The organism is Oceanococcus sp. HetDA_MAG_MS8, from assembly GCA_019192445.1.
Classification (GTDB): domain Bacteria; phylum Pseudomonadota; class Gammaproteobacteria; order Nevskiales; family Oceanococcaceae; genus MS8.
On sequence record JAHCMK010000002.1, the window covers coordinates 389044 to 402572 of the forward strand.

The window sequence follows — 13529 nt, forward strand, 5'->3', positions numbered from 1 at the left end:
TCAAGCGCCAGTCAGCCGTTGCCACAGGCTCCGAGACTCGGCGGATGCTTGAGGGCCGCGTCCGCGATGCAGCGACTCTGCAAGGCTCATAAAGCTGCGTGCACTGGCATCGCGTGGCGCCACTTTGAATAAAGGCTCGCCGCGATTGGCGGCCTGCGCGCGTGCTTGCGGGCTCCCGCGAAGCTCAACCCATAGCGGCAGTTCCAACAATCGCGCCAGGTTCGGCGCATCTAGTGCCTGAATCCCTCGGCCCGAATCGCAAATCAGACCCAGCCTTTGTAGGGGTATATCTTCGTGGCGCAAAGCCTGGAGCAAGGCGCGGGTGGCGCGGCTGCTCACAATCCCTCCATCGCTCACCAAAGCCGCGTGCGTGGCATCTTCCAAACACAGGCGTGCCACCGACACCGGCCAATGCGGGCCTATGGCACAGACGATATGGCGGAAATGCTCGCGCAGAACCGGTAGCAGGGAGCCCAACTCCTTTTCACCCAAGGGCGGTGGGCCAATCAAATCTTCGGGTAGGCTGAGCACATACAGGCCCTCGCCCCCATGCCGGGCAAAGGCACTATCAATCAAATTCGCATCGCAGCGATAGGTGTCGCTAATCGCGTCCAACACCGAATAGCTCTGATTCAAATCCAGATGCACCAGCGCCGCACCATAAGGCAGCGCCAGATCTAGCAGCAACACACGTTCTCCGGGCTGCACTTGTTGCAATAGCGCCAAGGCCATGTGCGCCGCGCAAAAACTCAAATCTCCAAGCCCGCTAGGACCCAAGAGGGTAATCAGGTCCGCAGAGCGGGTGTTCGCACTCGCTCCACGATCAGAGCCTGCCTGCTGCAGCTTATTCCGCAACAAGGTGTCCAAGCGATGGCGGATTTCCTGATCATCGCGCCCCATCACGAAGATATCCGCAGCTCCGGCACGAACCAAACTGATCGCGCTATCGCCGGGGCTGTCCATTGACACAGCCACCATCAGGGCTGACATGGCCCGCCCTACGTCTCGGAGCAGGCTGGGATTAGGCTCTACCAAGATCGCATCTGGCGACTCCAGCCGAGCCAGCTGCTCTAGCGCGGGATCTTCGGGGTCATCGGGGCGAATCCAATGCAGCTCGCAGTCATCGCCGAGCACATCTGCTAACCAACTGGCATACAAGGGGTCTGTAGCGATTAATGCAACAGCCAACATGATTAGCGACTCAAGCCGGCATCGAAACGTCCGGACTCCTGGAACAGTAGCTCGCCGAAGGAGGGGTCATAGCTTTCTAACTCTTCCCCAGGCATGGGTGGCAGTTTGGTTCCGGCGGGAATGGGCCCGACCAAATGCGGGGTCACGACCATGATGAGCTCACGCTCTTCTTGGTCATACAGACTGGAGCGGAAGAAGCCACCCAAAATGGGCAAGTCTCCTAAAAACGGAAGCTTGTCGACGTTCGCCATCATGTTGCGGCTGACCAAACCACTGATCACGAAGCTCTCACCATCGGCCAGTTCCACCACGGTATCGGTGCGCCTAACGGCCAGGGCTGGAACCGAAGTACCGCCCACCTGGACGGCGGCTGTGAAATCCAGCTCACTCACCTCCGGAGCGACCCTCAGGCTGATCCGCTGGGCCCCTAACACTGTGGGCGTCAGCGACAGCCGAACCCCGAACTCTTTGTACTCGATGGTGATAGCACCATTCCCGCCACCGCCTTGAGCGACTGGAATGGGGAATTCGCCGCCGGCCAGAAAGCTGGCTGTTTGTCCAGAGGTGGCTACCAGCGAGGGCTCAGCCAAGGTTCGTACCAAACCTTGGTTTTCCAGCAATGACAAGAAACCCAGCACATTGCGGCTAGCATTTCCCAGCACGATATTGAAGGCATTCCGCAGCGGCAGAAAGCCGGCATCGCTCTCAAACACAACAGGGCTGGTGAAGGGGTTATCACCATTCGGAGGCGGACCCAAACTCGCTCCACCGAGCGTACCCGGGCGAGTGACTGCCACCGAGCCATCCAAGCGATTGAGCAGCAGATTAAAACCAAACTGGCGCATGGTGCTGCGCGACACCTCCGCAATCCGGATCTCCGTCATCACCTGCGCGGGCAGGCTCACTTGGCTGGTGTCCTTAGCATCTTTACCGGCAAGCTCACGCGCCTTCGCGTGGGAGCGCAGATCCTTGAACTGGCCTTGTAGACGATCCTTGGTGATTTTCGCGGCCCGTAGTTCAGGGTCGGACTCAGGAGGCTCCAAGGGATTTTCTACCGGCTGTACCGCCAGCTTATAGGCTGCCGTGCGGTTACTGTTTTGAAACCAGATGAGCAGGGAAGTGACACCCTGGGCTTTGCCGGTAATTAACAGCTCTCGCGGGCTCACGACCGCAACATCGGCAATGCTGGGGTCACCCACAGCGACGCGTTTCACATTCTGCTGACGCAGTAGACGATGGGTGCCCTCCTCAACGGTCAATACACCGCCACTGGGAGTCACAGTTGCGGCCGCCATCGTGCCAGTCCAAGCTACGCTGAGCAGGCAGATGATGCTCAGTCTCCAACATAGCTGCATGCTCATCGCCCGCCCTCCTGGGTCTGTTGATCTGCCCTAAACACTTCCACCTTGAAGGGAGCAGGTCCGGGCTTGGGAGTGGGCGTTGGCTTCTTCACTTTGGTGAGTTCGGTCAAGGTCACAGCTTGTTCTACATCAAAGTCCGGCGACGGCGTTGGAGTTACAAGTGGCACATTCCCTTCGGGCTCGGCCAGGTCGGCTTGCTGGCGGCGTAATGCCAAGCGCACATCACCAACGCTGGCACCGAGCATAACGCGTGTCACCTGGGTTTCCGGCACCGCAACCACAGCTGTGCGCACACGACCACGCTGCGCTCTAGAAGTAGAGTCATCCACACCTTGAGGACGCTCAATAATGCGTTCCTCGTACGCTAAGACCAACACATCGTCGAGCAGGATGCGGCTTTGCGCCAATTGTTGGGTATCCCGTAGGTGGACCAGAAGATCCACGCGGTCTCCGGGACGCACGAAGCCTCCCACAGCGACAACATCGCTAATCTCTAAGGACAAGGCCCGATGCCCTTCAGGAATTAAGCGGGCGAGCACATTGGCGTCTTTGAAGTAGCGTGGCGTGATCGGCGCGCCCGCATCAATGTCTAACAGCGGCACGCGGCCGACCACATCTTCAATGCTGGTGTAATAGCGGCTAGGAACAACCGCCAATGGCTTCAAGGCTACAGCGGTTTCCGCTACCGGCTGGTTCGCCGGCAGAGGCTGCAGGGCGACTACCGCCAAAGACTGGGGCTCCGCCACAGGTGCGGTCGCAATAACCTCTTGTACCGCCTCCTGCCGAGCGGCTTGAGTGGCGTTTTGAGTCGCCCGCCAGGCCAGTCCTCCGAGGATAACTGCCAGCGCCACGGCGACTACCGCCGCCACTTTCAGGCCCTGCCCGTTCATATCACTCCCCTGTGCTTAGTGCTCGCATGCGCATTGTTGGCAGATTGACCAGACGGTTGCTCAATGCCCATTTTATCTGTCCTTCACAACACGGCGGTGTCGACCCAAAGCCGATGGCGCGCATATTGTTATATGCCAAGACTAACTCGATCCGCCCACCAACACACTCGCAGAAGCGTTGAGAACTGCCGGCAGCGGCGGAATTTCGCCAACAAAGGGAAGAACCACGGCCGGAAACAAGCCTGCCAAATCGAAGTTTAAGTTCACTTCAACCACACTACCGGCCGGATCAGCTACCAGGCTCACATCCACGGCGTCGCCGTTACTTCCCAAAACACGCGCTTGTTGGGGTTCGGGCAACCACACCAGAGCGCGCACAGCACCCTCTCGAGCTTGTGCGCGAACGGTATCAACATAAGCGCCACCCGTAGCCTCGGGGCTCACGGACACCGCCCTAGAAGCCGCCTGCTGAGCGGCAAAGGTGATGGACTCCTGCAATACCAAGACGTAGGAGTACACGATGACCCCGTACAGCAGGGCAAAGAGCAAGGGAAAGATGAGGGCGAATTCCATTGCTGTGGCGCCAGTTTGCCGGCGCCAGCGCACTACAGGCCTCATTCTTGCTCCGGTGACTGGACCGAGAGCGCGTAAATTAACTACCGCCGCCGGTCAGGGTGGTTTCTGCTTCGGTGAACTTACCACTAATGGCCGTGCCAAGTGGGCCCATAACCGCAGCGACAGCAATCGCAATCAAAGCTGCGATAAGTGCGTACTCGATAACGGTGGCTCCGCGTTGATTCTTTTTAGCGGAAGGCTGAGTGCGTTGCTTCAACATGATGTGCTCCTGTTTCAATGCGCGTTTGGATCAATACAAATCCGTTCAATAATCGTGCCGCGCCTAAGGTCAAGGTTTCGTCAAGATTGTGGCAGAAAGCCGACGGCTTCAGGGCGCAGTAGGCTGAACCGTCTGTGTTGCACGAGCCATTTGTTCACCGAGCACATCCGCAACTGGCCCAATGGATGCCGCTACGCCTACTGCCACCATGGCAGCGATCAAAGCGTATTCGGCCGCCGTTGCGCCCCCCTCGCGAGCGGCAGTTGTTGGCTTCACAGATGTCTCGTTCTCAGCAAAGGGGCTTGCCATAAGGTGCCCTCCGACCAAACCTAAGTCCGCTTATGCCAGGGTCAAGGTCAAGAGCGGGTCAACATCGAGCTGCAAGGGCTTGGCGGCAACCTAGGGGAAGCAGCCCTCAATGGCGCAAAATGAGGCCACCCCCCACCGCTACAGTTTGCGGGCTAGACTGCGGTGATGAGCGTTTTTGTTTTCGGCGACCTACAGGGCTGCGCCAGCGAACTCCAATCTCTCGTTGATCAACTTCCGCTCCAGGCGCAGGATGAGCTTTGGTTTTGCGGCGATTTGATTAACCGGGGGCCAGACTCGATGGGCACTCTGCAATGGCTGTGGGACCACCGTGCTCGTATACGCTGCGTGCTGGGGAATCATGACCTCTCGGTGCTCGCTCGATTACATGATCCCCAACGGAAAATGGGTAGCACAGCCTCAGAACTCGCAGCGCACGGGATGGGCTCGCAGTGGGTAGCGTGGTTGCTGGGCATGCCATTGATTCAGGTGGGTGCCGGGCTCAGCATGGTTCATGCCGGCATTCCACCGGATTGGGATTTAGAGCTCGCCCTGCAGTCTGCCGAGGAGGTCAGCGCCCAACTTCGCGCTACGCCCCCCGCGGAATTTTGGCAGCAGCTTTATGGCAACACGCCGCAGCGGTGGACGTCCGAGCTGCGTGGAATGGAGCGCACCCGGTATACCGTCAACGCCTTGACGCGCATGCGATTCGTAGAGTCGGATGGCGCCCTAGAGTTCGCCTGCAAATCCTCACCCGAGCAGGCCCCCAAGCACTTACAACCCTGGTTTAGCTACTCGCGAAGGCGCTGGACTGCAGGCGACATTGCCTTCGGGCATTGGTCCACCTTGGGGCAGGTGCACTGGCCGCAGTTTTCTGTATGGGGCTTGGATGAGGGCTGCGTCTGGGGTGGTCACTTGACGGCCCTGCAGTGGCCAGAGCGGCGGCTTTTTCGCCAACCAAGCCCTGGTTACCAAGAACCAGGAGACTGATCCGCCAGCGCTTCGGGATTGCGTCGGACAGTGGGCAGGGGCTGCCCTTAGCTTTTGTGCCAGTAACCCGAATCACCCTAGTCCACGAGTGGCGCTCAAGCCAGCCGGGTGTGACGGTCTCACCATCAGCGCGCGGCGCGTGTCACACGATGCGGCGAGGGCATAAAAAAGGGGGCGCCCGAACAGCGCCCCCTTATCTTCACAGACCTATAGGTACTCGACTTAGGTCGTCTTTTTCTCAAAGTGGCGATGCTGAACTAAAAACCGGGCTAGAGCGGGCATTAGCAAGATGGCGCCGAACATGTTCGCCGTGAACATGAACACCAGCAAGATTCCCATGTCAGCCTGGAATTGCAGGTCGGACATCAACCAAGTCGACACCGAGCCACCCAAGGCCACTCCGGTGAAGATCACTGCCTTCCCGGTACGGTGCAAGGTATCCGTGAAGGCCTCTTCCAGGTTCCTTCCCAGGCTCAAACGATCGATCAATGTGGAGTAGATGTAGATCCCATAGTCCACACCGATCCCCACCGCTAGGGCGACGACCGGCAGTGTCGCCACCTTCAAGCCAATGCCAAGCACCGCCATTAGCGCATAGGCCATGGCGGAGACCAGCGATAGTGGCAACACCACGCACAGCACGCCACAAAGGGTACGGAAAGACAGGAACATGAACACGACGACCACCAGGTAGACATAGCCCACGACTTCCAATTCTTTCTTCTTAACCACTTCGTTGGTGGCGGCCATAACCCCCACGTTGCCGGTGGCCAGGGCAAAGTTCACATGCTGCGCCTCATTTTGATTGAAGCTCTTAACTTCATTCACGATGCGCTGAATGGTCTCGGCCCGATGGTCCTCAGTGAACACCAACACAGCCATTGCCGAGCAGTCCGGGTTCAGCAAACCCGAAGACGTCGGAATAGGCGTGATGGCCTGCACAATCACATAACGATTGCGCGGCAGCACCGACATATTCGGCGTGCCCTCATTGAATTGCCCGTTCACAATCTTTGCGACTTGCGGCAGCGAGATCGTGGAGTTCACCCCTTTGGTGTTGTCCATGCGCCAAGCAAAGCGGTCGATCTCCTCCATCACCGGATACTGAATGCAGCTTTCCGGAGGTGCCTCTGCAATCACCTTGAGGATATCCACACCAATGGCGAAGTTGTTCACGATAGCGCGGGAGTCCTGGTTATAGCGAGACTCTGGACGCAGTTCGGGCACGCCCTCCTGCGAGTCACCCACCTGCAGGTCGCCGTACTTAAACAAAGACCAGCCTAATAGCAGTGAGGCAATGAGGATGGTCACCAATGCGGGTACTGGGCGCGAAATCTTGGCAAGGAACTTCCACAGCCCGTCGCCCATCTCTTCGCGTTTGCGTTGCTTTTCTTGGAAGGCCTCCAAATCATCAATCTTGATGTAGGTCAGCCAAATGGGCGCCAACACTTTGTTGGTAATGATGATGGCGAACATACCAAAGGAGGCATTGATGGCCATTTCCCGCACGATATCAATGGGGATGAGGTAGATGGTCAAAAAGCCGGCCAGATCGGTAATCAGCGCGGTGGTGCCTGGAATGGCCAAACGCCGGAAGGTGTTCAAAGAGGCATCGAAAGAGTTCTGCCCTTCCGCCAACTCACCCACCCAGGCGTTGACGTACTGAACCCCGTGACTGGTCGACACACTGAGCACCAGGAAGGGGATCAGAATGGCGAAGGGGTCCAGACCATAGCCAAAGCTGGTGAGCAGCCCGAACTCCCAGATGACCGCAACGATGGAACACACCAGCACCACCATCGACAACTTGAAGGAGGCGGTATACAACCAGAGCAAGGTTGCCGTGAGCAGCAAAGCCAAAATGAAGAAGAACACCACCTCAAGCGCTGCATCGGTGACATCGCCAATGACCTTCGCAAAGCCGACGATGTGAATCTTGACGTTCTCATCTTCGAATTGCTGACGAATTTGTTCGAGGTTGTCTGCAACTTCGCGGTAATCCAGCTTCTCACCGGTGACCGGGTCGGTTTCCAGCAACTCGGCGAATACCATGGCGCCGTTTTGCTCAGTGGTGACATAGCGACCGATAATGCCTGCCTTACCAACGTTAGCCTTGACCAGCTCGAACATCTCGGGCGTAGGTGCATACTCAGCAGGAATAACGTTGCCGCCCGCAAAGCCACCTTCTACCACCTCGGTGAACCGCACATCCGGGGTGAACAATGAGCTCACTCGGGACCGGTCTACGCCCGGCAGGAAGAAGACCTCGTCGGTCACAGCCTTGAGCTTGGACAAGAAGGCCTCGTTATAAATCTCGCCATCCTCTTGGATGAGCGCTACGAGGACCGTATTACCACCCCCGAAGTCCTGCTGATATTTCTTCAGCGTCTTCATGTAGGGGTGCTCTAGAGGAATCGATTTTTCGAAACCGGCGTCGACGGTGGTTTGCGAGGCCATCCAGCCAAAAAAGATGGTCAAAGCGGTGAGTACCGCTAATCCCACCATTCGCTTGCCGTAAACAAGGGGTTCGACCACCTTCAGAATGCGGTCGGTCCATGTCGTTTGTTGTGCTTGTGCCATGAGTCCTTACTTCCGCATTAAGGGGTAGTGATGAGCTGTGGGCCGGCATTGCCGACAACCAACAAAGCCTCTTTGAGGGGCATCACGCTTGCCAAGGTGATGCCTTGTGGGTTGGGCAGCGACTCCACCTCTTGCAGCGCATCACGGGTGCGCAAGACCACCCCGTTGATGCCCACCATCACAATCTCACCATCAGCTAACTGCTCGGCGTGAATGATGGACTCCTCACCGCCGGTCTCCACCCGTTGCCACTGGCCACTCTTCACATCGGGGCTGTAATAAGCATTGCCACGCAGGCCCGCAATGAACACGCCAGACTCGCCTACAGGAGCTGCCGTAAAGAAGGTGCTGCCGTAGGGAGACTCAATGGCCTCCCAGGTTTGCCCAGCATCTTGGGAGAGGGCCAGCGTTCCTTGTTCTCCTGCCAAGAACAAGTCGCCATTGTTAAGCCGAGTCAGTGCATTGAAGTGCCAGCCATCCGGGTTGGCGCCAGTGACGAACTCGTCCCAGGATTCGCCACCATTGCTGGTAGTGTAGACGCGGCCGTAAGCGCCGACCGCCCAGGCGGTTTGTGGATCCAACATCAGCACATCCAGAAAGGGCATATCGGTGTCCATTTCCGGCTCTTCAACGGGCTGAAAGTTTTGTAAGACCCAGCTGCGACCACCGTCTCGGGTGCGCAAAATCGTGGAATCGTGACCGACAGCCAGGCCATTCATGGGGTCCGCGAAATCTACTGCGGTGAGATAGGAGCGCACCGGCGTCGGCGCTTGCACCCAGGTCTCGCCATCCAATGACACCACCACATGTCCACGCTCACCAACGGCCACGAGGCGTTCGCCCGTGTCGGTGACATCCAGCAGTACAGACTGGTCTGCCAAAGGCATCATCTCAGCCGGTTGCGGCGAAATTTTTTGACTGATGCCCTGTGCTGATACCACCCCAGCGGCCAAGGCCAGGCCGAGGCCCACGCTGTATCTCATATTGGTCTCCCCAAGTGAACGACACCGGCACGGCCAAGGCCGCGCCGGTGCTCAGATTAACGTGATCTTAGCTGCAAGATCAGAATTCGTAACGCAACGAGAATGCCAGAGTGTCGCGGTCGGCGCGAGAGTTCCACTTCCCGTTGATGTAGGTGTAGCGCAATTCGGTGAACCACTTTGACAAATAATCGAAGCGCAGGCCCAGCAAACCTGTGAAGTTACCTTCGTAAAAGTTTTGGCCGATCCCCGGCGCAACGCCATCGATGTCGTAAAAGGCACCGATCAGGGGCTCGAAGTTGGCGCCCATGAAGAAGTCTTGGTAGCGGATCAAGCTGATAAACCGCACGCCATAAGATACGGCATCACCAAACTGCTCTGGATCTTCTGCGGTGGGGTTTTGCCGGCAAGGCTCTGCCTCGTAAGGGCCAAAGCGATCGGAGTCAAAGGTCCGTCGTAAGCACTCCTCGTTGCCATTCCCAGCCGTGGTGAATCCACCTGACACCGCAGCACTATCGGTCACGCCCAAGTTTTGGGTGCCATCTGCGCCTGAGGAGATATGCGTGTTGGTTTCAGCCCCTTGAAACTGGAGCTCGTCCAAGCTCGGCATATCAACCACATGGGTCAAACCAGCCTCAGCAATCAATATGATTTGCGAGGCTTTGAGAGGGTTGTCACCACCAATGGTGTTCAGGAAGGTGGTTGTGAGCTGACCCAATTTCACCCGCTCAAAACCCGGAATGTAGTAGTTATCTCCGCGCGGGTCGTTGACAGGATCGAATGCGCGATCTCGATAAATTGTCTCGACGTAGTCAGGGACAGCAATCCGTCGGCCTGGCAGTACGATCGCAGTTGCCGGGATGGGCGCCGCTTCTAGCGCTGGGTTCACCAGAGCGTTTTGCAGCGCCGTCAGCAGTTCGCTGGCTCCAGGGATAGGAGGCAAGCTACCCGACAAGTCAATATCTGTGAGGTTAATACTGTTTGTTGGGAAGGCCGGCTGCAGTGAGGCATAAGTCAAATCCACCGAGTGAATCTGCAACGGCATATTGGGTCGGAAGCTGTACTCACCCGACCAGGCCCAGTTACCGATGGTGGTGTTGAAGCTGAAGCCAAACATTTGGATGTCTTCAACGTACTCTACGAACAACTCCGAGGTATCTACCGGCAATGGCTCTCCAGCGAGCCTCAGGCTACCGATGTCACCCTGACCCACGCCACAATTAAGCGCGAGTTCAAGCACGTTGGTCGCGGGGCGGCCGAGTGGATTCACACGAGTCCCTGTGAGTGGGTCGTTGTAGCCTACGTCAGCACAGCTCTGATCGGCTGACCGGAAACTAATGCTCGGGAGGCGATTGTGATAGTTGGCAAAGTAGAAGCCAAACTCGGTGCCGTTATTGAAATCTTCGGCAAAGTAGCGCAACGCAAAGCCAAACTGCCCCGTGTCACGTGGCTCCACGTCACGCGCGCGGAACACGGTTCTGCTGGACGCAGATCCCAAGGCAAAAGGATCGTTCTCCGGAGTGCCGGGAACGGCCGCGCTATTGTCTTGCGAGGAATAAATGCCGTAGGGGTCCTCCGGCGCTTTACCGAAGGACAGCATGGCGTAATAGCCATCGCTATCTTCACCACCAACCACGTCAGAGGTAGAGAAGAAGGTGCCGGGGGCATCAATCACGACCGGCCGCCATTCAAACTGATAAAACGCTTCCATAGACAGGTTCAGCGTGAGGTCTAAACCCAACACCGCCATACCAACCGGGCGGAACAACTCGGCAAGGTCAAATCCCGGCAAGCGAGCCAAACGCTGATCCGGTGGGTTGATGGTGTTGATGGAGTTCAGCGGCAGTGCAGTGGACTCACCCCAGTTCAAACCTTGGCGCCCCACGCGAATGGATAAGGTGCGATCACCAATGGGCACGAAAGTGGAGAGGTAGAGGTCTTGCAGCAAGAAGTCGGTTCCGAACTGCTTTTCGGCCTCAAAACCCAAGCTTTGGCGCCCCGGTTGCAAGGTCGTATCAAAACTGGTGGTGTCGAAACCGTTGATGGTTTCGTTAAAGAACCAGATACCGCGCCCGAAGAGGTTGAAATTCCCAAAGGAAATGTCGATCTTCGAGTTCAACTTGGCAACGGCCGAGACCACATCGTATTGGTCGAAGTTCATGTTGCCGTTGTCGCCGTTAATGTTGAAGTTCCCAGGAGTTTCTACATAACGGCGGTTGAAGTCTGGGAGCTGGGTGTCGTTACAGGTACGACCAATGTCGCCCTCCTGCGTGCCCAAGTACTCTGGCGAATCTGTTGCGCCAAAACCATCCGTCGTCCAGTTGGTGCGCACGCACAAACCTGGGTTGTTGTTCTGTTTGGCAATCAGGTCCTCAGAGCGCTCTTCCATACGCATCGCGGCGCCCACGGTGAAAAAGCTAATCACCGAGCCGTAAACGTTACCTATGGAAAATTCCAAGGCATGGGCGGGAACGACCACCGAAGCCCCTAATGCAATCACCACGGCGCGCGGCCAGAATTTGGTCACCGTCTCTCTCCCAGAATTTGTACTTTTCTTCGCGAAGGGCCGCAGTTATAGCTACTGCGGTCAGGTTCTCAGGTTGATTCTCGCAAAGTGGAGGTGCTCAGGGCAACTCCCCGCAGCTATGTTTGGCCATCCACGGCGCGGTATAGGCCTGGGCTCTTGAGCTCCTACGGGCTCAAGGGAGCAGCGGCTCACGCCAGATCAGAGCGGCCATCCGCCCGCTTTGCGAATCCCGCCGATGTGAGTACCAGCGCCGCTCATCACAGGCCGTGCACCCACCCTGCATCGTCACAGATACGTTCAGTTCGCGTAATTGAATTGCGGCGATGCCCGCCAAGTCCAGAGTCGCATGCCCCCCGCCAATGTCATGTATGCAGGCCCAAGCGGCCGGACCTGTTGCTGCCACAATGGCATTCACAACCCGCGAATCCACCTCGTAGTGACAGGGGCCAATACCAATGCCAACCCAAGCCACTATCCGCTCGCCTGCAGGCAGATGGGCACGCATTTCGCGCACTTGCGCGGCCAATACCCCGCTGGCCAAACCCCGCCAGCCCGCATGCGCAGCGCCCACTATACTCCCACTGCTTGCAGTCATTAGCACCGGCAGACAATCGGCCGCCAGCACCGCCAAGGCCAGGCCCGCATCCCGCGTCCAATGACCATCTGCGCGAGGTTCTTGCCACGCACTGTCAGCAGCACGGCGCTGCATGATGTCGGCACCATGAACCTGATGCAGGTAACGAATGCCCGCCTTCAATCCGAGGCCATGCTGGAGTAGGGATCGATTCACGGCGACTGGCGCCGGAGAATCTCCACATAAGCGCCCCATATTCCAGCCCCGCCAAGGTCCAGTGCTAGTGCCGCCCTGACGCGTCGTCATGGCGGCGTGAACACCCATTGGCAGCTCCCAGCGCGGGCGAAGCAAACAATGCTCTACGGCATCAGGCACTGCGCAAATGCTCCAGCACAGCCTGCATATCTGGAGGCAGGTCTTGGCTGAAACTTAGCTCTTCCCCAGTGCCTGGGTGGACGAAGCTCAGCCTAGCCGCGTGCAGAGCCTGGCGTGGCAGTAAGCTGCGTAGCGGATCCCCGCGGCGTCCATACACCGGATCGCCAACTAGGGGCCACTTCCGCGACTGCATATGCACCCGAATTTGATGGGTGCGCCCCGTCTCCAGCTGCACCCGCAGCAGCGTATGTTTGGGCAGACGCTCGGCGACCCTGTAGTGGGTAATCGCATGCCGCCCGCCTTGAGAAATGACATAGCGCCGCCGGTCTCGTGGATCACGCCCCAACGGCGCATCGATGGTACCGCCGGCAATCACTTCGCCCCAGACCAAAGCCAGGTATTCGCGGCCCACCGCACGCTCCGCCAGCGCTCGCACCAGGGCCGTATGCGCCTCAAGCGTAGCCCCAATAACGAGCAACCCAGACGTGAGCTTGTCCAAGCGGTGCACGATACCGGCTCGGGGCAGAGCCTCTAAAGCCGGGCGATGATGCAGCAAGGCGTTTTGCATGGTTCCTGCTGCTTGGCCAGCTCCAGGGTGTACCGTAAGCCCCGCTGGCTTATTCACGACCAGCACAGCGTCATCTTCATAAACGACGTCTAACGGAATATCTTCCGCCGCTGGTGGTGCATCTGCGCTTTGCAGGGCGGGCGTGCACAATGCGATCTCACAACCACTGCGCACAGCCTCGCGCGTTTTGGTCACCGGAGAACCATCGATATTCACTCGCCCTTCACGGACCCAGGCCTGCAGGCGAGCCCGACTGAACTGTGGCACAGCGGCGGCTAGTACCTGATCCAGGCGACGCCCATCGTCTTCTTGCGCAACGGCAAACACGAACTGCTCTGGTGGCTTGTCTATA

General features: G+C 57.9%; 12 protein-coding genes. 1 reads left to right on the plus strand and 11 read right to left on the minus strand.

The window, feature by feature from the left end:
- From KI787_04560 to KI787_04585, 6 genes are all read right to left on the minus strand, one after another.
- Window positions 1–1191, minus strand: a complete 1191-nt coding sequence (locus tag KI787_04560; protein MBV6629209.1) for a hypothetical protein — start codon at window positions 1189–1191, stop codon at window positions 1–3.
- Window positions 1192–1193: 2 nt separating this feature from the next.
- On the minus strand, window positions 1194–2486 hold the full coding sequence (locus tag KI787_04565) for a type II and III secretion system protein family protein (protein ID MBV6629210.1): 1293 nt from the start codon (window positions 2484–2486) through the stop codon (window positions 1194–1196).
- A gap of 62 nt (window positions 2487–2548) precedes the next feature.
- On the minus strand, window positions 2549–3442 hold the full coding sequence (cpaB, locus tag KI787_04570) for a Flp pilus assembly protein CpaB (GenBank protein ID MBV6629211.1): 894 nt from the start codon (window positions 3440–3442) through the stop codon (window positions 2549–2551).
- Window positions 3443–3583: 141 nt separating this feature from the next.
- Window positions 3584–4015 (minus strand): pilus assembly protein, encoded by a 432-nt coding sequence (locus KI787_04575; protein ID MBV6629212.1) that lies wholly within the window; start codon window positions 4013–4015, stop codon window positions 3584–3586.
- Window positions 4016–4094: 79 nt separating this feature from the next.
- Window positions 4095–4277, minus strand: coding sequence for a Flp family type IVb pilin (locus KI787_04580; GenBank protein MBV6629213.1), 183 nt, complete (start codon window positions 4275–4277; stop codon window positions 4095–4097).
- A gap of 108 nt (window positions 4278–4385) precedes the next feature.
- Window positions 4386–4586 carry a hypothetical protein gene (locus tag KI787_04585; GenBank protein MBV6629214.1) on the minus strand — a complete coding sequence of 67 codons (201 nt, stop codon included), beginning with the start codon at window positions 4584–4586 and terminating at the stop codon, window positions 4386–4388.
- 165 nt (window positions 4587–4751) lie between these two features.
- Here KI787_04585 and KI787_04590 point away from each other — a divergent pair, with 165 nt between their 5' ends.
- Entirely contained in the window at window positions 4752–5573 is an 822-nt protein-coding gene (locus KI787_04590; GenBank protein MBV6629215.1) for a symmetrical bis(5'-nucleosyl)-tetraphosphatase, read from the plus strand.
- Between the two features lie 222 nt (window positions 5574–5795).
- Here the strand turns inward: KI787_04590 and KI787_04595 are convergent, their stop codons facing one another.
- The 5 genes from KI787_04595 to KI787_04615 all read right to left on the minus strand — a co-directional run bounded on the left by KI787_04595 (window position 5796) and on the right by KI787_04615 (window position 13504).
- Window positions 5796–8153 (minus strand): MMPL family transporter, encoded by a 2358-nt coding sequence (locus tag KI787_04595; protein MBV6629216.1) that lies wholly within the window; start codon window positions 8151–8153, stop codon window positions 5796–5798.
- A gap of 17 nt (window positions 8154–8170) precedes the next feature.
- Entirely contained in the window at window positions 8171–9136 is a 966-nt protein-coding gene (locus tag KI787_04600) for a hypothetical protein (protein ID MBV6629217.1), read from the minus strand.
- Between the two features lie 79 nt (window positions 9137–9215).
- Window positions 9216–11660 carry a DUF1302 family protein gene (locus KI787_04605; GenBank protein ID MBV6629218.1) on the minus strand — a complete coding sequence of 815 codons (2445 nt, stop codon included), beginning with the start codon at window positions 11658–11660 and terminating at the stop codon, window positions 9216–9218.
- Window positions 11661–11832: 172 nt separating this feature from the next.
- Window positions 11833–12609, minus strand: a complete 777-nt coding sequence (gene pgeF, locus KI787_04610; GenBank protein MBV6629219.1) for a peptidoglycan editing factor PgeF — start codon at window positions 12607–12609, stop codon at window positions 11833–11835.
- Window positions 12602–13504: an RluA family pseudouridine synthase gene (locus KI787_04615; GenBank protein ID MBV6629220.1), complete on the minus strand. Its 903-nt coding sequence runs from the start codon at window positions 13502–13504 to the stop codon at window positions 12602–12604. Before KI787_04615 ends, pgeF begins: the two co-directional genes overlap by 8 nt.
- Window positions 13505–13529 lie beyond the last annotated feature (25 nt).